The sequence below is a fragment of the Brucella sp. NBRC 113783 genome (genome assembly GCF_040372265.1).
Classification (GTDB): domain Bacteria; phylum Pseudomonadota; class Alphaproteobacteria; order Rhizobiales; family Rhizobiaceae; genus Brucella; species Brucella teleogrylli.
Window position 1 is genome coordinate 95,609 of sequence record NZ_BAABRX010000003.1, and the last position, 22,625, is coordinate 118,233.

Below are 22,625 nucleotides of genomic sequence, written 5' to 3' on the forward strand. Positions count from 1 at the left end.
GATGTCAGAGGTCGTTCTTACCCGACAGATACGTTGTCATGCGCTTCGCGGCATTTCTCAAATGTAGCTCTGCCGCAATTCCGGCGTCGTCTGCCAGACCTTTTTCGATTGCCTGATAGATGGCCTTGTGTTCATCCTGCACTGCATCCAGCATGCCGGTCAGATTGGCACGCGTATTGGTGCGGGCCTGACGGATAACGTGGCGGGCCCCATATTCAAGATGCTTGCACAACGCAATAAAGTGCTGGTTATGGGTGGCCATCACGATGGCGTCATGGAAAGCATAGTCTTCTTCATCACCCAATTGATCGCTGATGATCGCATATTCCAGACCGATAAGCGCCCGCTTGATCCGTTTGAGGTCTTCGTCCGTGCGTTTGACCGCCGCAATTCGGGTGGCCGCAACTTCGACGGCAACCAGAAGCTCCATCAGCTGCTCTAAAGACTGCGTTTCCTCAATGGCGAGTGGTTGGATCCGGAATGCTTTTTCGCTGCTTTTGTCGATGACAAAGACCCCGCTGCCTGCGCGGGCTTCGACCAGTCCATCCAGTTTCAATTGCGACAATGCTTCGCGAACAACCGGTCGGCTGACCGCGTATTCGGCTGATAGCTCGCGTTCGCTTGGCAGTTTCGTGCCGACAGGAAATTCACCATTGCCGATGCGCTTCTCGATTTGTCGGGCGAGCTCATGGGGTAAATGGCCGGATAAGCGTGGGGGCGGCGCATTGCCGGTCGTTTCTTTCATCGCACCCCTCGCACAATTCTGTTTCGTTTCTGAATCATCAGGCTTCACGCACAGATATCAAAATGCCGTAACTGGTCTAACAAGTCAACGGCCCTCCCTGAAGTGCCCGGCGGCAACGACGTGAAATGACAAATTTTGAAGACGGTAAGTTAAAAAATAACAACAAAAACAGTATGATATTTTTTGTATCGACTGGCCTTACTTGTCTATTGACTGGTCTTACCAGTTTGAGTTACGAATCTGAAACTGAAAGATGGGGTGGCAGTTCTTGTGACTGTCAGATGCCGATCGGGGAGAGATCGGGAGGATGACTATGATGACTATGACAGCGCCGCTTGAAGTCGGGCTTGCCGTCAGAGACATGACGCGGATGCGCGCTTTCTATGAAGGCGCTTTGGGTCTGAGTTTTGTTTCCGAAATATATGTCGGCAGTGCGAAGGCAGCGCGGGCTGCCTTGAGTCCCGACGGCTACACCGTGGTTCGTCTGCAGTCGCAAAAGGGTGAACGTATCAAGTTGCTTCAGCCCGACCGTCTGCCAGCGGCGGGTGACGCACCCGGCCAAGGCTTTATTCTGGAGCGTGCGGGTGCCAGCTATCTGACATTCATCGTTGACGATTTGAAGGCGCTTGTCGGTGATCTCATCAGACATGGTGCTGAACTGTTGACCGGCAGCGAGCCGGTTGAGGTGCGTCCCGGAGTATGGCTCGCTTTTCTGAGCGATCCCGAGGGGCATATCGTGGAAATCGTTCAGTATGACGATGTTTCCGTTTACCGCGCCGATCTGGCTTAAAGGACCCGACAATGATGTTTGATTTTAACAACCGGACCCTTGTACTGTCCGGCGCGAATGGCGGGATCGGTCGTTCTATTGCCGCGCTGTTTTATGCCTCGGGCGCTAATCTGGTTCTGACGGACATTGACAAGAGCGCATTGGACAGTTTTGCAGCTTCATTGGGTAACGACGAGCGTATTGCGACCCTACAGGCGGATGCTGCAAGTGCGGAGGATGCCGAAAAGACGATAGCGCTGGCGGGCGAGCGATTTGGCGGGATCGATTTTCTTGTGCCATCTGCCGGTATCTATCAGGCCAAGCCGTTTGCTGAGATGAGCGATGTTGATTGGCACCGCACGATCTCAATCAATCTCGACGGCGTTTTCTACCTCTGCAAACGTGCGCTTCCCGCTCTGAACGAAGGCTCGTCCATAGTAACATTGGCGTCACTGGCCGCCTATCGCGGCGCATTTGTGAACGCCCATTATGGTGCCACCAAGGGCGCGATGGTTTCCATGACCCGCGCCCTGTCGCGCGAGCTTGCGCCCAAAACGCGGGTCAATGGTGTGGCCCCGGGCATCATAGAAACGCCGATGATCATCGATCTGCTCAAGACACGTATGGATGAGACCATGTCGCAGACACCGCTCAAACGTCTCGGCAAGCCATCCGAAATCGCGTCAGTTGTCGCTTTCCTCTGTTCACCGGCAGCCAGCTTTATCACTGGCGAAACCATTCAGGTGAATGGCGGAATTTATATGGCGTAAGCGCCTTGCGTAAGGGAATGGACGCAAAATGGAACTCTTGAAGGACAAGCTTGTACTCGTCACAGGGGCGGGGCGCGGTCTTGGCGCGGCAATTGCCGCTGGCATGGCGGCGCAGGGTGCACGGCTTATTCTGGTAGATATCGATGGCGAGGCAGCAAAGGCGCAGGCCGCACATCTGGTAGCGCAAGGTTATGCCGCCGAAGGTTACCCACTGGACGTCACCGACCGTATCGCCGTCAAAAACCTTGCCGCCGATATTCTGGAGCGACTGGGCGGCCTTGACGTGCTGGTCAACAATGCCGGTGTTGCTGGTCGTGCAGCCTTCGATCAGCCGGAAGCTACCGAAGTGTGGGATCGCGTCATCGGGGTCAATCTTGAAGGTGCGTTCAATGTTTCGCATGCCTTTGTGCCTGCGTTGAAAGCCGCGAAGGGCAATGTGGTTCACCTTTGTTCCGTGGCAGGCTTCGTGGCCGGTGGGTCGACAGCCGGTTACGTCGTTTCCAAAGGCGCGATCCGCTCACTGACACAAGTCATGGCACGTGATCTCGCCCCTTTTGGCATCCGCGTCAATGCGGTCGCGCCCGGGATCATGATGAGCGAGATGGCAGTCGCCCAGCTCAATCGCCCCGGCGGTGCGGATTGGTTCATGAACCGCGTTTTGTTGAAGCGCATCGGTGAAACCAACGAAGTCGTCGATCCTGTCGTTTTCCTGGCCTCCGCCATGGCGAGCTACATCACCGGCACGATCTTGCCGGTCGATGGTGGCTTCCTGGCTGCCTGATTGTCAATACAGAGCATAGCTCCGGAGATTTTTGATGCCCGAATATAAAGATCTTGTTCCGCACAGCTTCTGGCGGGAAGTCATCCCAACGGATGCCGATCGTGCCGCCTTCGATCTCACGCTTGGCGGGACAATGCTTTCCCAAATGCATTTGATCCGGGCCTTTGAAGAAAAAGTCCTGGAACTTGCGGGTCAGGGTCTCGTGCACGGTCCAGCGCATTCGGCAATTGGACAGGAAGGCGGTGCCGTAGGTTCTGCAGTATCGTTGAGAGCCAGCGATCAGATAAATGGCTCCCACCGCGCCCACCATCAGTTTCTTGCCAAGGCGCTTGGTTATGTCGCCCAGAGCGGCATCGATCCCAAGAGCGCGTTCAATCAGGATGTTCGCGAACTCGCACAACGCACACTCGCGGAAATTTTGGGCTTGTCGCAGGGCTTTTGTCGTGGTCGCGGCGGTTCGATGCATTTGCGTTGGGCCGAATCCGGCAATCTTGGCACCAATGCCATTGTCGGCGGTGGTGTGCCGATGGCAGCTGGCGCGGCATGGGCGCATAAGCGGGCCGGTTCCGGTGATGTCGTCTACACCTATTTCGGCGATGGAGCGACCAATATCGGTTCGGTTCTGGAAACCATGAACCTCGCCGCCGCCTGGAAACTGCCGATTTGCTTCTTTATCGAAAATAATCGCTATGCGGTCTCCACGCATGTGGACGAAGTGACCGCCGAAACGCGGCTTTCCTCGCGTGGTCTCGCATTCAATATTCCATCCTTCAAGGTTGACGGCATGGACCCTATCGCCGTCTGGCTGGCCTCGGAGCAAGCCAACGCAATCATGCGGGCAGGCGATGGTCCGACGATTATCGAAGCCGACGTCTATCGTTATTTCCACCAGAATGGTCCGCTGCCGGGAAGCGCCTTCGGCTATCGTTCCAAGGAAGAAGAAGCGGAATGGCGCGGTCGCGATCCACTCGACGCATTGGCTGAAACGCTGCTCAAACGTCAGGCTTTGGGCGATGACGCAATCAAGGCATTGCGTGAGCGTTGCGTGTCTCTCATGAATGATGTCGCAGGCGAACTGATCGAAATGCATGAGGGCAAGCGTCGTATCATTCCTGCGCTTTGGCCTGAAGAAAGCTTCCGCGATTTCGGACTGCGTGGAGACCTGTCGGAATTCAGCGGTGTGCGCTTTGAAGAGCAGGAGCAATTCTCCGGCAAGCTGACCGACGATGCGCGTTTCATCGATGCTGTTGCCGATGTCATGACACGCCGCATGCAGACCGACGAGCGCATCGTTGTTCTGGGCGAAGACGTGCACCGTCTCAAAGGCGGAACCAATGGCGCAACGCGCGGGCTGTCGGCAGAGTTTCCAGATCGTGTGCTGGGAACGCCGATTTCCGAAAACGCCTTCACCGGCGTTGCAGGCGGTATGGCCGCCGATGGCCGGGTGCTTCCGGTGATCGAATTCATGTATCCCGACTTCATGTGGGTTGCCGCCGATCAGGTATTCAACCAGATCGGCAAGGCTCGCCACATGTTTGGTGGTGATAGCGATATGCCAGTGGTGTTGCGCACGAAAGTTGCGATGGGCACAGGATATGGCTCGCAGCACTCTATGGACCCGGCGGGCATTTTCGCGACCGCGCCCGGCTGGCGCATTGTTGCCCCCTCGACGCCATTCGACTATGTCGGCCTGATGAATTCGGCGTTGCTTTGTCGCGACCCGGTTCTGGTTCTCGAACATGTCGATCTTTACGCCTCGAAGGGCGCTGCACCGGCAGACGATCTCGATTACTTCATTCCGCTGGGTAAGGCGAAGGTGGTGCGTTCCGGTTCGAAGGTTACGGTCCTGACTTATCTGGCCATGGTAGCCAAGACGCAAGCGGTGGTCGATGCGTTGGGTATTGACGCTGAAATCATCGATCTGCGTTCACTCGACCGGGCAGGGCTTGACTGGGAGACTATCGAAGCCTCGATCCGCAAAACGGGGAATGTCCTGATTGTGGAGCAGGGCGCGTCGGGCACATCCTATGGCGGCTGGCTAGCGGATGAATTACAGCGCCGTTGCTTCGACTGGCTGGATCAACCGATAGCCCGTGTTCATGGTGCCGAGGCGTCACCATCCATCTCGAAGGTTCTGGAAGCCGCCGCTGCGGCGCGACCGCAGGATATCGATGCAGGTCTGCGTGCGGTCATGGCAGCCCAGGGTCTGCCGATCGAAGGCTGAAGGAAGGAAACAGACAATGCCGATTGAAGTTGTATTGCCTGCCCTTTCGGCAGGAATGGAAGATGCTGTCATTGCGCGTTGGCTCAGGGCGGAAGGTGACACGGTCAGTAAGGGCGATCTGATTGCCGAAGTCGAAACCGACAAGGCGACGATGGAACTCGAAGCTAAAACTGATGGGCGTATCGGCAAGCTATTCGTCCAGAACGGCGAACGGGCAAACGTCAATCAGGTCATTGCCGTCCTGTTGACAACTGGAGAAGACCAATCCGCGATTGCTGACCCTCTTGTCACTGAACAGGTTGTCACAGTCCCGGTGGAAGTGGCAGCTCATAGTATTCGTTTGTCTTCCGACAATGCTGCAGTGGCGTCCCTCGCACAGCTTTCGAATGGCACTCGCCATAAGGCCTCACCTCTTGCACGACGTCTGGCAATGGAGCACGGCATCTCACTCGATGGCGTTCTCGGCAGTGGCCCTAAAGGCCGCATTGTGCGCATCGACATAGAGCGCCTCGTTACGTCCCGAACGATTGCCCCCACACCTCAACCGGTCGCAACAGTTGCATCGTTATCACCGAAGGGTCTCCCGGCAGGTATCGGTGAATATGAAACCATTCCGCACACATCGATGCGTCGTACCATTGCGCGTCGGCTGCTTGAGGCGAAAACAACGGTACCGCATTTCTATCTCAATGCTGATTGCGATATCGATGCACTTCTAACGCTGCGCGGCCAGATTAACGAGAAGCGCGATAGTGCGTCACGAATTTCCGTCAATGACTTCGTTATTAAGGCTGCGGCCGTCGCCCTGCGCCGGGTGCCCGATGCCAATGTCATTTGGACGGACGACGCATTGCTGAAGCTCAAAAGTGTGGATATTGCCGTGGCTGTTGCGACGGATGGCGGCCTCATCACGCCTATCATCCGCAATGCTGACCAAATCAGCATTGGCGCGCTCTCTGCGGAGATGAAATCTCTGGTAGCCCGGGCCAGAGACAACCGATTGAAACCGGAGGAGTTTCAGGGGGGCGGTTTCTCGATCTCCAATCTTGGCATGTATGGCGTCAAATCGTTCTCAGCCATCATCAACCCACCACAAAGTGCCATTTTGGCGGTCGGCGCGGGTGAACGTCGCCCGGTTGAACGCGAGGGTCAACTTGCATTCGCAACGATGATGAGCCTGACACTTTCCGTCGATCATCGTGCGGTGGACGGTGCCTTGGGTGCGCAATTGCTTGCAGCATTCAAGATGGCCATCGAAGATCCGATGTCACTGCTGGTCTGATTGGGTGGCGTTTGGTTGAAGACTGCAACTACCGCGAACGGTGCTTGCAGTCTTCAACGGATATGCAATGGTTTTCGCGCCTTGACTATCCGTGGCTGGAATCGTTTGGCACAACCGGTTCTGAATTGTTCCGGACTTTGCCTCGATGGAAAATGAACAATCCCGCCAAAACAATGACTGAAGCGCCAACCAGCATCATCGCATCGGGAAGATCGTTAAAGAATAACCATCCGAGAACAATTGCCCAGAGCAGCAGAGTATATTGCAACGGTGCCAGCACGGATGCCGGAGCGAGTTTCAGTGCGCGCGTGATCAGAAGATGCGCTGTGCATGAGACAACACCCAATAGTAGCAGTGCAAGCAATTGATTGGTGTCCATAGGATTCCAGTTGCCGATGCTGAGAACCATGCCGATTACGAGACAGCCTACTGTCTGCCAGGTTACCAGTGTCGCGTCGGGCGTGGAACGAAGCACGCGACCCAGAACCAGCGTGAGTGCGAACGCTATACTACCCAACAGGCCGAAGATTGAAGGCCACGACAACATTGCTGAAGATGGGCGCAAGGCGATGACGACACCGGCGAACCCGATAAGAACCGCGAGCCAGCGACGCCAGCCGATCTTCTCACCGAGCAGGAAATGCGAAAGGGCCGCAATATAGATCGGGCCTGCCATATAAAAGGTCATAACATCGGCGAGCGGCAGATAAGCAACAGCGGCATAGAAAAGCCCGGTGTCGGCAGTTGCCAAAATGACGCGAGCCAGTTGCAGGCTTGGCTTTTCCACCTGAAAAAGCGATGTTTTTGGCCGCCGGGAAAGCATGGGGCCGAGAACGAGAAACGCGCCAACCGAGCGGATGAACAGAACCTGGCCGACAGAAAAGCTCTCTACCAGCCATTTTCCCATGGCGTCGTTCATGGCAAACATGAAGTCGCCGAGCAACATCAGAAGAATGCCGGCAAGGATTGCATTGCCGCTCACGGCAACGGCGATTTTGTTATTCATAATTTTGGACGTCCGCCCGATTTGGAAGTCTGCTTGACGGATACAGAAATTCCGTCAAAAGCACCCGCATTGCCTATAATGTCCGCAATTGCTTACGCTTCAGGCAGAATCCTTGCAAGCGCCTTTTGTTGGCTTCGATGGCGCTGATCATTCAAGTTCTCGGGGTGTTTTTGTGCCCATTAAGATCAAAGCCCGTCTAATTTAATAGACGGGCTTATGCCAAAATACTTATTCGCCCAGCACTATGCTCGCTTGGGATGAGGGCCCTGCTGCTGGTCAGGCAAGCACGAGAATCTTGACTGGCAATAAGTACTTCGGCCATCAACCGGCAAAGGAACGACAAGCCGGAAGATCAGTTCACTCAGAGTCCGTTGAAGAATGTGCTGAGCCGGTCCATCGCCTGTTCGAGCCTTTCGTAGCTTTCAGAGCCGAAGCACACCCGCAGGTGGTTGTCACCCGATTTGCCGTAGAAGCCACCAGCTTCCATAACGACGCCGACTTGTTCAAGGATCATGTCCGCCGCCTTTTGGGAGGTAAGGCCAGTGCCACTGATGTCTGGAAAAGCGTAGATCGTGCCCTGCGGACTCTCGCAGGTCACGCCCGGCATTTGGTTGAGGCGGCTGACAACGAGGTCACGCTTGCGGCGGTCGTCGGCGACCATCTCATCAAGAATAGCAGCCGGGCCGGTCACAGCAGCCAGGGCGCCGTACTGAATGAAAGTGTTGACGTGGGTGATCTCGTTTGCCGTGAGCTTGAGGAAAGCAGGCATCATGGACGCATCGGCGACGACGTAGCCAAGCCGCCATCCATCCATCGCATAGGCTTTGGTGAAGGCGAACATCGAAATCGTGCGTTCCTTCATGCCCGGCAATGCGGCGATAGAGATATGTTCCGCGCCATCGAACAAAATTTGCTCATAGACCTCGTCGGAGACGATGACGAGATCGTGTTTGATGGCCAGGTCCGCCAGAATTTCAAGTTCGGCGCGGCTATAGACACGGCCAGTCGGGTTGGAGGGATTGACCAGCACGATCATGCGTGTCCGCGTGGTAATCAACGGTTCGATCAACTCGCGGCTGATGCTGAAATTCGTCTTGGGATCGAGCGGCGCCAATACTACGCGAGCGCCGGTCATCTCGATCTTGTTGATATGCTGCGGATAATAGGGTTCCAGCAGGATCGCCTCGTCGCCCTCATCAAGGAGAGCCATGAAAGCGACAAATGATGCCTGGGTCAGGCCATTGACCATGAGAATTTCGTCGGCGCTCACGTCGATCTTGTTGTAGTCGGCGAGTTTTGTCTTCAGGGCTTGGCGCAGTTCCGCTTCGCCGCGCATGTCGCTGTAATGCACGTGACCGTCACGCAAGGCCTTGATCGCGGCGTCCTTAATATGCGCTGGCGTGTCGTGGAAGGGCCGACCGAGTTCGAGATGAATGAGGTCAACGCCGGAGGAAGCCAGTGCTGCGGCCTTCTGGAACATGCCGAAGCTCTTGGGAGAGGTTTGCGTAATCCGCCGCGCAAAACGTGCCATCTGATCATTCCTGTGCTGGTCTCTATAAGCCCGGATTATCGTTTCAGGGCCGTGATGCAGATTCATTACTCAACTTTGAGCGTTTGATCAAATGATATATCGGCTTGTTTTCGGTCCTGCGAAATGCAAAAGTTGAGTGGAGTATTGTTCGCCAACCAAGCAAGGAGTCTGATTGTTGTCACTCGATGAAGGATTTGGTCCCGTTTCCGGCCGAGTGACCGTACAGGATGCAGTCTACCTGCAGTTGCGAGAGGCATTGCTGATTGGCCGTTTCGATCCCGGTCAGGTGCTGACCATCGCGTCTTTGTCGCAGACATTCGATACCAGCCATATGCCCGTGCGCGAGGCGTTGCGGCGGCTTGCGGCGGAGAACGCGCTGGAGGTGGCGCGCAACGGTTCGGCGCGAGTGCCGCCCGTCAGTGTCGCGCGGCTGGATGATTTGTGTCAGGCAAGGGCCACAGTGGAGGGCCTTGCAACCGAATTGGCGGCGCAGGCCATTACTGCGGATGAAATCGACGCAATTGAAGCCAATATCGTGCTGCATGAAGCTTGCGCTGGCGAGGAGCAGGTTTACGCCATGCTCGATCGCAATCGCGAATTTCACTATCTGATCTATAAAGCTTCCCATTCCGAAGTTCTTATGCAGCTGATAGACACGCTGTGGTTGCGGTATGGTCCATATATGCGAATGTTATCGGCCTATGTGCAGCCGCGCATGAAGGCGGAAGGCGACAAGGCTTATACGCGGAATCACCGCCGCATCGTCGCGGCGATGAAGTCGCGTGACGCTGGCCGTGCCCGCGAGGCCATGGTGTCCGATATACGCGATACGCAGGATCTTTTGCGTACGCTGATCGTGGAATAGTAACCACCCGCTGCTTCCGCATGTGCGTTATCTCCATTCTGCGTCTAAAAAAATTCAATTTAAATCAATGGCTTGATTGGCTTTCAGTGCTGAGCTGCATACAATTGTGCGGTCTGCCCGGTCACCGGATTGACGTTATCCGAATACTGTGATCTTTTGATCAAAATATTCGAGGTCTGAAATGTCTGACTATTTCCTCTATCATTCGATCGGCACTTTCCCCGGTAAGGCGGAAAAGATGGCGGAAGCTTTGTCCGCTTTCTCAGCCGTTTGGTCTGCTGAGGATGATGGTCAATGGCCAGCCGCGCTGGCTGCACGTCAGACTTTCATTGATGCCTGGCGGAATGTGATCGATGCGCCAGCGGGTTCGCTGACGACAGCCGAGAATGTTACAACCGCGCTTTACAGCATCATCGGCGGCCTGCCAGCAGAGCGTCTGCGCGGTAAGCGGCTGCTTGTGGCCGCCGATTGTTTCCCGAGCCTGCATTTCATGCTGGCAGGCATCGCGCAGCGCTTTGGTTTTACGCTGGACACTGTGCCAATGCGTCCCGGCGAGGCATGGGTGCGTGATGAGGATTTCATCGCGCGCTGGCAGGACGATGTGGGCGTTGCACTGCTGACATTCGTTTCATCCACCACCTCGCATAAGGTGGATGTTGAAGCCCTTTGCGCCCATGGCCGAGCGATGGGAACACTCGTCGGTGTCGATATCACGCAGGGCGTCGGCGTTCTGCCGTTCTCTGTCAAGGCGACCGGGGCTGATTTCGTCGTTTCCACCTCGCTGAAATGGCTGTGCGGCGCTTCAGGCGCCGGGATCATACAGGTCACACCATCGTTGTTGGCCGATTTGCGGCCCGAGCTTCGGGGTTGGTTCAGTCAGGAAAACCCCTTTTCCTGGGATCTCGACGGGTTTTCCTTTGCAGGTGATGCGCGGCGCATGGATCATGGTACGCCAGCGATTCTGGCTTCGGTCGCGTCTCTGCCAGGTATCCAATGGGCGATGGAGCAGGGTGTCGACAATATCCGCGCGAACAATCTCGCTAGCGCCCATGCAATCATTGCGCGCGCACAGAATCTGGGTTGGAAACTTGTTTCCCCGGTCGATGATGCACGGCGCGGCGGCAGCGTGATGCTGACCCTGCCATCCGATGTCGTTCCGGCAGCGGTTGTATCGGCGCTGCGCGAGCAGAAAATCTATTGCGATGCGCGCGGCAGCACGATGCGGCTATCGCCAGGATACGTCACGTCCACCGATGCGGTCGACCACCTATTCACCGCGCTTGAACGCATTGTGCCGAAACGAAATTCCTGATGCAGATTACAGGCACGATAAACTATCGATCATAATCAGAGACACGAAGTCCAGAGAGGAACCATGTTTAAAAAAGTCGCTATTCTGACAGCTGCGGCGTTGTCGTTTATGGTTTCGTCCGCCTTTGCGGACGGCAAGATTGTTGTCGGCTCCTATGCGGCCAACCCGCCATGGGAATTCAAGAACGAGAAGGGTGTCTTCGAGGGCTTTGAAGTCGATGTCGCGACCGAAGCCGCAAAGCGGCTCGGCATGGACGTTGAATTCCAGCCTCTCGGTTTCCAGGCGCTGTTTGCCGCCACCAGTTCGGGCCGTATCGATTTCGCCATTTCGTCCATTTCGGTCACGAACGAACGCCTGAAGACGCAGTCTTTCACGCAGCCTTATTACGACAGCGACGGCACAATCGTCGGCAAGGCCGATGCACCAGTCAAGGCGCTGGAAGACCTCAAGGGCAAGGTGATCGGCGTCGTCGCTGGCACCACGGGCGAGAGCTGGGCGAAGGAAAACGCCGAGAAGCTTGGCGTTGCCGAGGTCAAGAGCTATGCGGCTCAACAGGATCTGCTGCTCGACGTGCAGACGGGTCGAATTGTCGGTGGCGCCGGTGAACTGGCCGGCTTCCAGTACGCGATCCAGAAAATGCCGGCCTTGAAGGTTCTCGTTCGTATCCCGACTGGTGAACGCTTTGCCATGATGGCCAAGAAGGACCTCGAAATCCTGCCGAAGGTCAATGATGCGATTTCCAAGATGAAGGAAGATGGCACTCTCGCCGCCATCCACAAGAAGTGGTTCGGTGTTGAACCGGATGCCGGTACTTCGACCGTCAAACCGATGCCGGTTCCATCCGCGCAGTAAACGCGAACGGCTGCGTCGGAGTGTCTGGCGCAGCCGCCTCTCAAACCATCTCAGGATTTCCGGATTGATGCCATGGGTCTGATCGAAACGTTTTTCAATTGGGACATTCTCGTCCGGTCCTTTCCAATTCTGCTGCTCGGGCTCGGGAATACCCTGCTTCTGGGCGTGACCGCCATTTTCTTCGGCAGTCTTTTCGGTCTACTTCTTTGCTTTGTGCGCCTCTATGCGCCCAAACCGTTTCAGTATATCGCCATCGGCTATATCGATATCTTTCGGGCGTTGCCGGTTCTGGTGGTGTTGATCCTGATCTATTACGCACTGCCTTTCGTCGGCATTTCGTTTTCCTCTTTCACCTCGGCGACGCTGGCACTTTCCATGGTGCTCGCCGCTTTTACGGCTGAAGTTTGCCGCGCGGGCATCGAGAATGTGCCTAAGGGGCAGTTCGAAGCAGCGGTCTCGCTGGGCCTGCCTTTCTGGCAAGCAATGCGCAAAATCATTCTGCCGCAGGCACTCAAGGTCATGGTGCCCCCACTGACCTCCAATTGTATCTCGACGTTCAAGGATACAGCGCTCGCCTCGGTAGTTGCCATGCCAGATCTGCTCAAGCAGGCCAACGACACGCAAGCGCTGATGGCCAATCCCACGCCTTTGATTGGCGCCGCAATCATCTATTTCGCGTTCCTCTGGCCGATGGTTCGTCTGGTAGGCTATCTCGAAAAGCGCAGCGCCACCGCAAAGACCGCCCGCTGACCTCGCCAGAACTGGTTTCCCCCGATGACCGATAGTATCTCCGTAAACACGTCCGACCGCCCGGCCATCATTATGCGTGGCATCAACAAGTGGTACGGTAATTATCACGCGCTACGCGATGTCACCCTCTCCGTTGCGAAAGGCGAGCGCATCGTGATCTGCGGGCCATCGGGCTCGGGAAAATCGACAACCATCCGCTGCATCAATCAACTGGAAAAGCATGAAAGCGGCTCGATCGTCGTCGACGGCATAGAGCTTAACGGCAAGGGTCCGCAGCTGGATGCCATCCGCCGCGAGGTCGGCATGGTGTTCCAGCATTTCAACCTATTTCCGCATCTGACGATCCTTGAGAACTGCACCATCGCCCCGATGACGGTGAAGAAGATTCAACAAAAGGAAGCCGAAGACCTCGCCCGCAAGTATCTTGAGCGCGTACGCATTGGCCATCTGGCGGATCGCTATCCTTCGCAGCTTTCGGGAGGACAACAGCAGCGCGCAGCAATTTCGCGGTCGCTTTGCATGCAGCCTAAGGTGATGCTGTTCGACGAGCCGACCTCGGCGCTCGACCCCGAAACTGTGGGCGAAGTGCTCGATACGATGATCTCGCTGGCCGAAGACGGCATGACAATGCTGGTCGTGACCCATGAAATGGGCTTTGCCCGTCGGGTTGCCGACCGGGTGATCTTCATGGATCACGGCGCGATTTGCGAGGAAGCCAAGCCGCAAGATTTCTTCACCGCGCCGAAGAGCGAGCGGGCCGCCGCCTTCCTTCGACAGATCATGCACTAAACGCGAAAGCGGTACAGACATTCGTTTGGGAGTATCTCGATGCCCACAGCTTTTGAAAGCGCCGGAGCGTTTCCGGTCGACCGCGTGCGCGCCCATTTTCCGGCTTTATCCCTGCCGGGCAATCCGGTCTTCTTCGACAATGGTGCTGGTGCGCAGGTGCCTCAGGGCGTTATCGACGCTGTTAGCAACCACATGCTGCACCGCATGGTGCAGCGCGGAGGGCGATATGCATCGAGCCGGGCGGTGGATCAGGCGATAGCCGAGGCGCGCCAAAGTGTTGCCATTCTCGTCAATGCCTATGATCCGGCTGAAATTTCCTTCGGCATGAATGCGACCTCCTTTATCCGGCTCGTCAGCCTCGGCATCGCCAGGATGATCGATGAACGCAACGAGATTGTCGTTACCGACATGGATCATGACGCTAATATCTCGACCTGGCTGGCGCTCGAAAGCCAGGGGGTGAAATGCGTCTGGTGGCGGATGCGCGAGGACGGTAACCTGCATGTCGATGATCTGAAGCCGCTGCTCAACAGGCGTACACGTTTGGTGGCCGTCACGGTCGCCTCACATTCCATCGGCTCGCTTGTCGATGTGCGTAGCGTCGCGGAACTGGCGCATGCTGCGGGAGCGGAAGTTTTTCTGGATGCCGTCCATTATGGGCCGCATGGTCTGATCGACGTTCAGGCTTGGGATTGCGACTATCTGGTCTGCTCGGGATACAAGAATTTCTCACCGCATATGGGCTTCCTCTGGGGCCGGTTCGAGCTTCTCAGGGCCTTACCGACATTCAAGGAAGACTTCATCCCCGACGTGCCTCCACACAAGATCGAAGTCGGCACCTTCACCTATGAAAATGCTGTCGGCATGGGCGCTGCAGTTGATTATCTGGAATCGCTTGGCCGCAACTTCGAGGCGTCGTCTGAAAAATCGCGCCGCGCCAATCTGGTGGCTGGCATGGCGGCTATCAGGGCCTATGAAACGACGCTGTCGCTTTCTTTCCTCAAGGTTCTGAAATCACATGACGCCATCGTCTACGGCATAGCGGACGAAGCGCGCATTGCCGAACGTGTACCCACTTTCTGCTTCAACCTTCCGGGCAAGCAGCCAGCCGATATTGCTCAGGCCATGGCGGATGCGGGTATCATGATCCGCGACGGTCACCTGTTTGCGCCGCGGCTGATGGCACGGCTGGGGCTCAGTATGGATAGCGGTGCGCTCCGGGCAACCCTGGTGCACTACAATACGGTGGAAGAGATCGCACATTTCGACAGGGTGCTGGCATCAATGCGGGATTGAAATCCGCTTCTGTATAAAGTGGGTGGCAATCTGGTGCGTCTGATCCCGCGACGGTGATAAGCACTGTAAGGCCGCCGCCTTCATTCAACGGCGGCCTTTTCGATTGATTATGCGTTATTTATCTAATCGCTTTCGCCGTGCGAGCATGTTGAGTGCCTCGACGAGCGCCGAGAAACCCATGGCGGCATAGATGTAGCCTTTCGGCACATGGAAGCCAAAACCGTCGGCGATCAGCGTCATGCCGATCATCAGCAGGAAGCTCAGCGCCAACATTACAATGGTCGGATTGGCGGCGATGAAGCGCGATAGCGGATCGGCAGCCAGCAGCATTACCGCCACAGCGGAGAGAACGGCGATGACCATGATGGCGATTTCGTCGGTCATGCCAACGGCGGTAATAATCGAGTCGACTGAGAAAACCAGATCGAGAATGAGTATCTGCACGACGGCAGCGCCCATCGTCAGTTCCGCGACTTTACCACCGATATTTTCCTTGCCGTCATTCGGATCGACCGTGTGATGGATTTCCTTGGTCGCCTTCCAGACAAGGAAAAGACCACCCGCAATGAGGATGATGTCGCGCCACGAAAAGCCGTGGCCAAACGCTTCGAAGATCGGTTCTTTGAGCTGCACGATGATCGAGATCGTGAAAAGTAGCGCCAGACGCAATATAAGCGCGGCACCAATGCCGATCCGTCTTGCTTTTGATTGTAAATGAGCGGGGAGTTTGTTCGTAAGGATCGAAATGAATATCAGATTGTCGATGCCGAGGACGATTTCCATCGTCACCAGCGTTATCAGTGCAGCCCAGCCGCCCGGGCTGGATAGAAACGCCAGATGCTCAGTAAGCAATTCCATGTAGACGACCCTTTGCGAAAAACTCGGTCGCACAGAAATAAGCATCCCGGATCGTTGTTCAACTACGCGTGATCAAAGATTTTCCACAACGTTGCCAATTAGCCATTCAAAAGCGCGGCGCGTCGGGCTGGAGGAGAGGTTTGTCTCAAGGTCGCTGACCGGAAACGAGCGGACATTACGGAAGATTAATTTTACTTTACAGTAAAGTAAAATATGTTGGAAGCGTATATTTGGCTATCGTCCCCTATCAAGTCGGGGTCGGATCTTACGGCCTCGACGGATGAAAAGGCACCGACATATGAAATCTGGGAAACGCGGTTTACTGCTATTTATATTGGGGCTGTTCCTCGTCGGAGCTTATTTCGCATGGCAGGGCATGCAAAAGACCTCAGCTGAGGCGACGACGGCAGCGGCTGCACCAACTCCAGCAAGAGCGACAGCTGTCGAAGCTGCAACCGTGGAAACACGGGATCTGGACAGCATCATCTCGGCAGTCGGCAGCCTTCGCGCCAAAGAATCCGTTACGCTGGCATCGGAAATCGGCGGGCGCGTGGACAAGATTCTGTTCGAAGAAGGCCAGCGTGTTCAAGCGGGCAGCGTCCTCTTCCAGCTAGATACGTCGATCCTGAGCGCTTCCGTACAGTCAGCCCGGGCGGCAAATGTGCTTGCCAAATCCACCTTTGACAGGACGGAAGCCCTATCGAAGCGCGGTATCAGCGCGACGCAGGCTCTGGAGGAAGCGCAGGCAAATCTGCGCAACACCGAAGCTGCTCTGGCACTGGCCGAAGCGCAGCTAGCGCAGACTTCGATCAAGGCGCCCTTCGATGGCGTGGTCGGTCTGCGCTCCGTCAGCGTTGGCGCTTATGTTACGGCTGGATCCACCAACCTTGCCAAGCTTGATCAGATCGATCCGCTTGTGGCTGAGTTCACCTTACCGGAAGTGGCGCTGGCGGATATTACGCCCCAGCAGCAGGTTTCGGTGGTTGCGGACGCGCTGCCAGACCAGCGGTTTCAAGGTCAGGTCTATGCCATCGAACCGTCCATCGACGAAACCGGTCGTTCCATTCGTATGCGCGCGCTTATCGCCAATCCTGATCTGAAGTTGCGACCGGGCCTTTTCGTGCGCGTCAATGTCACGACTGGCACCAAGGCTGATGCTATGCTGGTGCCGGAAAGCGCCATTGTGCCAAGCGGCGAAACACAGACCGTCTATCGCATCAATGCGGACGATACGGTCGAAGTCGTTACGGTGATACTGGGGCAGCGGCTTGACGGTATGGTCGAGATTGTCTCTGGGCTCGACAAGGATGCGCGTGTTGTGACCGCTGGTCAGCAGAAATTGCAGAACGGCAGCAAGGTCAGCGTTCAGGGAGCAGGCGCGGAGGGCTCGGTCTAATGTCCATATGGGAAATGTGTGTCCGCCGGCCAGTCTTCGCGACTGTTCTGAGCCTTGTTCTCGTGCTGCTCGGCATCGTATCCTATGAGCGGTTGAGCACCCGCGAATACCCCGATGTTGAAGAACCGACGGTTTCGGTTTCCACGACCTATTCCGGCGCCAATGCCGAAATCGTGGAAAGTCAGGTGACGCAGGTTCTGGAAACGCAGCTTTCCGGCATTGCCGGTATCGACGTGGTGTCATCGACAAGTCGCGCCGAAACCAGCGCTATCACGGTGCGCTTTACCCTGGGGACCGACCCCGAAGTCGCGGCTGCAGAAGTCCGCGACCGCGTGTCCCGCGCAAGGCGCAATCTTCCAGACGAGATCGATGAGCCTATTGTAGCCAAGGTCGAAGCGGATGCGCAGCCCATCATGTATGTGGCTTTTACAAGTGATCGCCATTCAGGACTTGAAATCACCGACGTTCTCAATCGAACAGTTGTTGACCGAATCCAGAATTTGCCCGGCGTTTCGGAAGCCCGCATTCTCGGTGCACGTGAATATGCGATGCGCGTCTGGATCGATGCGCGCAAGCTGGCAGGTTATGGCCTGACGGTTCAGGACGTCGAAACGGCGCTTGAAAACCAGAATGTCGAAGTGCCTGCGGGGCGTATCGAAAGCAAGGACCGGGAGTTCACGCTTCTCGCCAATACGGCTCTGACGACGCCTGAAGAATTTGCAAATATCATCATCAATGTCGTGAATGGTTATCCCGTGCGCTTGCGTGATATTGGAAGGGCAGAACTTGGGGCTGCCGATGAACGGCAGGCGACCTTCAAGGAAGGTGAAACCGCCGTATCCATTGGCGTGGTGAAACAGGCGACAGCCAACCCGCTTGACGTTGCCAATGCCGTGCGCGCAGTGTTGCCGACCATTCAAGAAAGTCTGCCGACCGGAATGAGGGCGGACGTCACTTATGACACGTCGATCTTCATCGATCGATCCATTGAGGCGGTGTTCACCACGATCGGGGAGGCGATTGTCCTCGTCATCATGGTGATCTTCTTCTTCCTGCGTTCGGTGCGGGCGAGTCTTATCCCAATCGTAACGATACCGGTTTCGCTCATCACAACGCTGGCAATCATGTTTGCCTTCGGCTTCAGTATCAACACACTGACCTTGCTCGCCATGGTGCTGGCTATTGGTCTGGTGGTGGATGATGCAATCGTCGTTCTGGAAAACGTGCACAGGCGCATCGAAGAAGGCGAAACCCCGGTACAGGCAGCCATTGCCGGTACGGGAGAAATCGCCTTCGCCGTCATCGCGATGACGCTTACACTGGCTGCTGTCTATGTGCCGATTGCTTTCACCGAAGGCCGGACTGGGCAATTGTTCATCGAGTTCGCCCTGACGCTCGCTGGTGCAGTGCTGGTTTCCGGCTTCGTGGCTCTGACGCTGACGCCGATGATGTGCGGCAAGCTGTTGCGTCACAATGAAAATCAGGGCCGGATTTCACGCGCCCTGGAAGGATTTCTCGACCGTCTCAATGAGAATTACCGACGCGCGCTTGGGCTCGCCATGCGTCACAAGCTGATCGTGCTGATCGGCGCTGCATCGACAGCGGCCCTGGCGGGGTTCCTCTATATAAGCCTACCAAGCGAACTTGCGCCGATTGAAGATCGCGGTGTGGTCCGTATTGCGGGAACTGCACCGGAAGGTTCGACGCTGCAATTCACGCAGCGTTACGGCAAGGAAGCCGAAGCAATCATAGCGAAAATACCGGAAATCAGTACCTATTTTTCGGTCTATGGTTTTCCGCAGGTGACGGGCATGAGCGTATTCGGTTTGCTAGAAGATTGGGGGGATCGCGAACGCAGCCAGCAGGAAATCGTCAGAGAGGCCAATGCTCAGGCAAGTGCGATTCCGGGCTTGCGTGCATTTGCCTTCAACATGCCGTCGCTGACGACATCGCGTGGCAGCGGCGCAGGTGCCAACAATCCGGTTCAGTTCGTGATCCAGTCTTCGTCGAGCTATGAAGATCTGAACCAGCTGGCGACCGATTTCGTTGAACGCATCAAAGAGAACCCGGGATTGATCAATGTTGAATCGAACCTCGATCTCAACAAGCCTCGCATGGAAATCAACATGAACCGCGAGAAAATCCGTGAGGCGGGTCTGCAGGTTTCCGATGTCGGGCGCACACTGGAAACGATGTTTGGTAGTCGTCAGGTCACGCGTATCGACCGGGACGGTGAACAATCGGATGTTCTTGTCCAGCTTGACGCCAGCGACCGCGCAACGCCGGATTCCATCAATGTCGTCAATATGCGCGGCTCGTCGGGCCAACTCATTCCGCTGTCCAATCTGGTGACCGTCACTGAAAGTGTGGAACCGGCCAATCTCTATCGTTTCAACCGGCTGCGCTCTGCAACGATCAGTGCGGGTCTGGCTCCCGATTATTCACTGGGCGAGGCGCTGACCTATCTGCAAAACACGGCGAATGAAACATTCCCGACCTATGCGCAGTATGATCTGGAAGGGGAGTCGCGCGATTTCACCAGCTCCAATTCGAGTATTCTGTTCGTGTTCGGCCTGGCTATCCTGTTTATTTATCTGGTTCTGGCAGCGCAGTTTGAAAGCTTTGTCAGCCCATTCATCATTCTGCTGACGGTTCCGCTTTCAATCGCGGGGGCCTTGCTGGCGCTGTGGTTCGCGGGCGCGAGCATGAATGTCTATAGCCAAATTGGTCTGGTCACACTCGTCGGGCTGATTACCAAACATGGTATTCTGATTGTTGAGTTCGCCAATCATATGCGTGACCAGGGGCGGGACGCTGCCGAAGCTGTGGTGGAGGCGGCGGTGATGCGTCTGCGCCCGATCCTCATGACCACAGGGGCAATGGTGCTTGGCGCTATCCCGCTTGCCATCGCGACCGGGGCCGGTGCGCAAAGCCGTCAGGCCATCGGCTGGGTGATTGTTGGTGGTATGTCCTTCGGCACCTTGTTGACCCTCTTCGTGGTGCCTGTGGTCTACACTCTTGTGATGGGCAGGGCCAAATATTCGCAGGAGATACCGAGCAGAGCGTAAACGATGGTGGGCGGATATTTGAGCGCGCTCAGGAAGGAATGAGCGCGCCTGGATGTAATGTCGGATTTGTCCCGTTCAATGGCTTTGTGCAGCGCGCGTCGGCTCGCGCCGATGAGGCGCTCGCTCTTGTCCCTAATGAGCGTCGGTGCCGGAAATCGGCTGTCAGGCGAGTTGCTCTGTAAGATATTTTGAAACGAAATCCAAAAAAGCCCGTACTCGCGCCAGTGGATAGCGGCTTGCAGGCCAAAGAAGATAAAATATCCCGGTATTGTTGGCCGCGCCCGGCAGAACATCGACCAATGAACCATCCCGTATTCTGCTTTTAGCGGAAAAGCTTGGCAGCATGGCGATGCCGTTTCCATCCAAAACCAATTGTATAATGGAATCGACGGTGGTTACAGTGAATGTTTCCGGCGCCCTCGAGTTCTCGTCGTCCTGACCGGCCAGTTCCCAGGGAGCAATCTTACCGGTTTCCGAATAACGGTGCCGGAGGCAGCGATGGTTCTGGAGATCGGCAATGGACTTAGGCGCGCCGCATCGGGCGATATAGTCCGGTGAGGCGACGAGACACCACGAAAACTCCCCGACCTTCTTGTAAAGCAGGCGACTATCCTTCGGTTTTCCGGTGCGGATCACCACGTCGAACCCTTCGTCAATGACATCGGCAAAGCGGTCGCTGATATCCAACTCGAGATCAACTTCCGGATAGGCCTTCATAAAAGCGCTGACGGCTGACACCAGCAGCGTGGATGAAATGGGCAAGCCGATTTTCAGGCGTCCGTGGGTGCCCTGAGATGACTGAGACAACTCTGCCTGCGCCACTTCCAGTTCGCCCAGAACGCGGCGGCACCGTTCAAGAAACAGTTTTCCTTCGGTGGTAAGTGCGATTGAGCGCGTCGAGCGATGAAACAGTCGCACGCCGAGCTGCTCTTCAAGCTTTTGCACCGATTTACCAACAGCAGAAGCCGACAGGCCTACAATCTGGCCAGCCTCACGAAAACTTCTCTTTTCGGCGGCATGTACGAATGTCTGGAGTGCGCCGATATTATCCAATTTCAATTTCATTCCGGAAAATCCTTCCACAATGATCCGAATTCAAGCGCCATTAAGCTATCTCGTCAACGCCGATATAAAGGCTGTCAGAAAATTGACGAACGCCAGTTCAGGAGAACCAGAACATGAGCAGCCTTTTCAAGCCGTTTAACCTTTCGGGCCTTGCGCTGCCCAATCGCATTGTCATGGCGCCGATGACTCGTTCGCGGAGTTTTAGTGGCGCGGCTGACGAGTTGGTTGCGCTCTATTACAGCCAGCGCGCGACAGCGGGGCTGATCGTCACCGAAGGTACGCCGATTTCGCGTGAAGGGCAGGGCTATCTTTTCAATCCCGGTATTTTCAGCGAAGAACAAATCAAGGGCTGGCGTCTGGTTACCCAGTCTGTTCACAGCGCAGGCGGTCGTATTTTCGCGCAGCTCTGGCATGTTGGCCGCATTTCCAACCGGTCCATTCAGGAAGACGGCAAGGCACCCGTCAGTTCAACAGGCCGAGTGGCGTCAGGCGCTATGTCTTTTGTTCGTAATGCGAATGGTGAGCCCGACTTCGTGCCGGTCTCGGAGCCGCGTGCCCTTACGACTGAAGAAGTGAAACGGGTGATCGGTGACTTTGTGCAGGCAGCACGCAATGCAATCGATGCGGGCTTCGACGGCGTGGAACTGCATGGTGCCAATGGCTACCTGCTGGAACAGTTCATTAACCCTCTGGTCAATGACCGCGACGATATCTATTCCGCCAAAACCATCGAAGGGCGCCTGCGCTTTGTGCTCGAAACCGTCGATGCGGTATCGGAAGCCATTGGCGCCAGCCGCGTTGCCATTCGTCTGTCGCCTTATGGCACCATTCACGACAATCCACTGTTCCCGGACCTCGAAGAGACTTATGTCGCTCTGGCAGCGGAACTGGGCCAGCGCGGCGTGGCCTATGTTCATGTCATGGATCAATCTGGGCAGGTCAAGCTGCCTTATGGCGAACGCCCTGTCAGTGATGCCATTCATGGCTTGATGGAACAATGGCGTCCGTTGTTGCCGAATACGGCGCTCATCCTAGCTGGCGGTCTGGATCAGGCGCGTGCTCAGCGTCTGCTTGATGCCGGATTGATTGACCTTGCGGCGTTCGGCCAGCCATTCATCGCCAATCCTGATCTGGTCGAGCGGCTGCGCAACAACTGGCCTCTGGCAGAGCCTGATCGCGCAACATATTACGGTGGCGGACGCGCGGGCTATGTCGATTATCCGCCCTATGCTGGACGTTCGCTGGTCGCCTGATCTTCAGGTTCCC

Annotated in this window: 19 protein-coding genes; 14 read left to right on the forward strand and 5 right to left on the reverse strand. The window is 56.0% G+C overall.

What is annotated here, in order from left to right; all coding sequences use genetic code 11:
* Positions 1-4: 4 nt before the first annotated feature.
* Positions 5-745 (reverse strand): FadR/GntR family transcriptional regulator, encoded by a 741-nt coding sequence (locus ABWW11_RS11005; RefSeq protein ID WP_109366204.1) that lies wholly within the window; start codon positions 743-745, stop codon positions 5-7.
* A 313-nt stretch (positions 746-1,058) separates the two neighbouring features.
* Here ABWW11_RS11005 and ABWW11_RS11010 point away from each other — a divergent pair, with 313 nt between their 5' ends.
* From ABWW11_RS11010 to ABWW11_RS11030, 5 genes are read left to right on the forward strand one after another with little or no spacing between them, the layout of a single operon-like run.
* Entirely contained in the window at positions 1,059-1,535 is a 477-nt protein-coding gene (locus ABWW11_RS11010; RefSeq protein WP_109366203.1) for a VOC family protein, read from the forward strand.
* Between the two features lie 11 nt (positions 1,536-1,546).
* Positions 1,547-2,284, forward strand: coding sequence for an SDR family NAD(P)-dependent oxidoreductase (locus tag ABWW11_RS11015; RefSeq protein ID WP_109366202.1), 738 nt, complete (start codon positions 1,547-1,549; stop codon positions 2,282-2,284).
* Between the two features lie 28 nt (positions 2,285-2,312).
* Complete coding sequence (locus tag ABWW11_RS11020) at positions 2,313-3,065, forward strand: SDR family NAD(P)-dependent oxidoreductase (RefSeq protein WP_109366201.1); 753 nt, start codon at positions 2,313-2,315, stop codon at positions 3,063-3,065.
* Positions 3,066-3,099: 34 nt separating this feature from the next.
* Entirely contained in the window at positions 3,100-5,289 is a 2,190-nt protein-coding gene (locus ABWW11_RS11025) for an alpha-ketoacid dehydrogenase subunit alpha/beta (RefSeq protein ID WP_109366200.1), read from the forward strand.
* A 16-nt stretch (positions 5,290-5,305) separates the two neighbouring features.
* Positions 5,306-6,571, forward strand: a complete 1,266-nt coding sequence (locus ABWW11_RS11030) for a pyruvate dehydrogenase complex dihydrolipoamide acetyltransferase (RefSeq protein WP_109366199.1) — start codon at positions 5,306-5,308, stop codon at positions 6,569-6,571.
* 85 nt (positions 6,572-6,656) lie between these two features.
* Here the strand turns inward: ABWW11_RS11030 and ABWW11_RS11035 are convergent, their stop codons facing one another.
* Positions 6,657-7,577 (reverse strand): DMT family transporter, encoded by a 921-nt coding sequence (locus ABWW11_RS11035; protein WP_109366198.1) that lies wholly within the window; start codon positions 7,575-7,577, stop codon positions 6,657-6,659.
* Between the two features lie 361 nt (positions 7,578-7,938).
* The gene (locus ABWW11_RS11040; RefSeq protein WP_109366197.1) at positions 7,939-9,108 is read right to left on the reverse strand and encodes a pyridoxal phosphate-dependent aminotransferase; all 1,170 of its coding nucleotides are present in this window, start codon (positions 9,106-9,108) and stop codon (positions 7,939-7,941) included.
* Positions 9,109-9,283: 175 nt separating this feature from the next.
* Between ABWW11_RS11040 and ABWW11_RS11045 the strand changes: the two genes are divergently transcribed.
* The 6 genes from ABWW11_RS11045 (at position 9,284) to ABWW11_RS11070 (ending at position 14,972) form a co-directional block, all read left to right on the forward strand.
* Positions 9,284-9,973, forward strand: a complete 690-nt coding sequence (locus ABWW11_RS11045; protein WP_109366196.1) for a GntR family transcriptional regulator — start codon at positions 9,284-9,286, stop codon at positions 9,971-9,973.
* 181 nt (positions 9,974-10,154) lie between these two features.
* Positions 10,155-11,285 carry an aminotransferase class V-fold PLP-dependent enzyme gene (locus tag ABWW11_RS11050; protein ID WP_109366195.1) on the forward strand — a complete coding sequence of 377 codons (1,131 nt, stop codon included), beginning with the start codon at positions 10,155-10,157 and terminating at the stop codon, positions 11,283-11,285.
* Positions 11,286-11,348: 63 nt separating this feature from the next.
* Positions 11,349-12,137, forward strand: a complete 789-nt coding sequence (locus ABWW11_RS11055) for an ABC transporter substrate-binding protein (protein ID WP_109366194.1) — start codon at positions 11,349-11,351, stop codon at positions 12,135-12,137.
* A 72-nt stretch (positions 12,138-12,209) separates the two neighbouring features.
* A complete protein-coding gene (locus ABWW11_RS11060; RefSeq protein ID WP_109366193.1) occupies positions 12,210-12,887 on the forward strand; it encodes an amino acid ABC transporter permease in 678 nt (225 codons plus the stop codon).
* A gap of 24 nt (positions 12,888-12,911) precedes the next feature.
* Positions 12,912-13,676, forward strand: a complete 765-nt coding sequence (locus tag ABWW11_RS11065; protein WP_109366192.1) for an amino acid ABC transporter ATP-binding protein — start codon at positions 12,912-12,914, stop codon at positions 13,674-13,676.
* Positions 13,677-13,715: 39 nt separating this feature from the next.
* Positions 13,716-14,972: a cysteine desulfurase-like protein gene (locus tag ABWW11_RS11070; RefSeq protein WP_109366191.1), complete on the forward strand. Its 1,257-nt coding sequence runs from the start codon at positions 13,716-13,718 to the stop codon at positions 14,970-14,972.
* 114 nt (positions 14,973-15,086) lie between these two features.
* Here the strand turns inward: ABWW11_RS11070 and ABWW11_RS11075 are convergent, their stop codons facing one another.
* The gene (locus ABWW11_RS11075; protein WP_109366446.1) at positions 15,087-15,830 is read right to left on the reverse strand and encodes a TerC family protein; all 744 of its coding nucleotides are present in this window, start codon (positions 15,828-15,830) and stop codon (positions 15,087-15,089) included.
* Between the two features lie 376 nt (positions 15,831-16,206).
* On the opposite strand from ABWW11_RS11075, the gene ABWW11_RS11080 reads away from it, so the two are divergent.
* Both ABWW11_RS11080 and ABWW11_RS11085 read left to right on the forward strand, forming a co-directional pair.
* Positions 16,207-17,226, forward strand: a complete 1,020-nt coding sequence (locus ABWW11_RS11080) for an efflux RND transporter periplasmic adaptor subunit (RefSeq protein WP_181375979.1) — start codon at positions 16,207-16,209, stop codon at positions 17,224-17,226.
* Positions 17,226-20,294, forward strand: coding sequence for an efflux RND transporter permease subunit (locus ABWW11_RS11085; protein ID WP_319080300.1), 3,069 nt, complete (start codon positions 17,226-17,228; stop codon positions 20,292-20,294). The genes ABWW11_RS11080 and ABWW11_RS11085 overlap by 1 nt, the downstream gene beginning before the upstream one ends.
* 162 nt (positions 20,295-20,456) lie before the next feature.
* Here ABWW11_RS11085 and ABWW11_RS11090 read toward each other — a convergent pair whose 3' ends face one another.
* On the reverse strand, positions 20,457-21,377 hold the full coding sequence (locus tag ABWW11_RS11090; protein WP_244597050.1) for a LysR family transcriptional regulator: 921 nt from the start codon (positions 21,375-21,377) through the stop codon (positions 20,457-20,459).
* 95 nt (positions 21,378-21,472) lie between these two features.
* Here ABWW11_RS11090 and ABWW11_RS11095 point away from each other — a divergent pair, with 95 nt between their 5' ends.
* On the forward strand, positions 21,473-22,612 hold the full coding sequence (locus tag ABWW11_RS11095) for an alkene reductase (protein ID WP_109366188.1): 1,140 nt from the start codon (positions 21,473-21,475) through the stop codon (positions 22,610-22,612).
* The last annotated feature ends 13 nt before the right edge of the window (positions 22,613-22,625 follow it).

What these genes read in the sequence shown, in the direction of transcription:
- ABWW11_RS11035 (WP_109366198.1), bottom strand. Translation starts at nt 7,577, where the DNA reads ATGAATAACAAAATCGCCGTTGCCGTGAGCGGCAATGCAATCCTTGCC.
- ABWW11_RS11070 (WP_109366191.1), top strand. Translation starts at nt 13,716, where the DNA reads ATGCCCACAGCTTTTGAAAGCGCCGGAGCGTTTCCGGTCGACCGCGTG.
- ABWW11_RS11040 (WP_109366197.1), bottom strand. Translation starts at nt 9,108, where the DNA reads ATGGCACGTTTTGCGCGGCGGATTACGCAAACCTCTCCCAAGAGCTTC.
- ABWW11_RS11060 (WP_109366193.1), top strand. Translation starts at nt 12,210, where the DNA reads ATGGGTCTGATCGAAACGTTTTTCAATTGGGACATTCTCGTCCGGTCC.
- ABWW11_RS11095 (WP_109366188.1), top strand. Translation starts at nt 21,473, where the DNA reads ATGAGCAGCCTTTTCAAGCCGTTTAACCTTTCGGGCCTTGCGCTGCCC.
- ABWW11_RS11085 (WP_319080300.1), top strand. Translation starts at nt 17,226, where the DNA reads ATGTCCATATGGGAAATGTGTGTCCGCCGGCCAGTCTTCGCGACTGTT.
- ABWW11_RS11005 (WP_109366204.1), bottom strand. Translation starts at nt 745, where the DNA reads ATGAAAGAAACGACCGGCAATGCGCCGCCCCCACGCTTATCCGGCCAT.
- ABWW11_RS11015 (WP_109366202.1), top strand. Translation starts at nt 1,547, where the DNA reads ATGATGTTTGATTTTAACAACCGGACCCTTGTACTGTCCGGCGCGAAT.
- ABWW11_RS11010 (WP_109366203.1), top strand. Translation starts at nt 1,059, where the DNA reads ATGATGACTATGACAGCGCCGCTTGAAGTCGGGCTTGCCGTCAGAGAC.
- ABWW11_RS11055 (WP_109366194.1), top strand. Translation starts at nt 11,349, where the DNA reads ATGTTTAAAAAAGTCGCTATTCTGACAGCTGCGGCGTTGTCGTTTATG.
- ABWW11_RS11050 (WP_109366195.1), top strand. Translation starts at nt 10,155, where the DNA reads ATGTCTGACTATTTCCTCTATCATTCGATCGGCACTTTCCCCGGTAAG.
- ABWW11_RS11075 (WP_109366446.1), bottom strand. Translation starts at nt 15,830, where the DNA reads ATGGAATTGCTTACTGAGCATCTGGCGTTTCTATCCAGCCCGGGCGGC.
- ABWW11_RS11080 (WP_181375979.1), top strand. Translation starts at nt 16,207, where the DNA reads ATGCAAAAGACCTCAGCTGAGGCGACGACGGCAGCGGCTGCACCAACT.
- ABWW11_RS11030 (WP_109366199.1), top strand. Translation starts at nt 5,306, where the DNA reads ATGCCGATTGAAGTTGTATTGCCTGCCCTTTCGGCAGGAATGGAAGAT.
- ABWW11_RS11065 (WP_109366192.1), top strand. Translation starts at nt 12,912, where the DNA reads ATGACCGATAGTATCTCCGTAAACACGTCCGACCGCCCGGCCATCATT.
- ABWW11_RS11020 (WP_109366201.1), top strand. Translation starts at nt 2,313, where the DNA reads ATGGAACTCTTGAAGGACAAGCTTGTACTCGTCACAGGGGCGGGGCGC.
- ABWW11_RS11025 (WP_109366200.1), top strand. Translation starts at nt 3,100, where the DNA reads ATGCCCGAATATAAAGATCTTGTTCCGCACAGCTTCTGGCGGGAAGTC.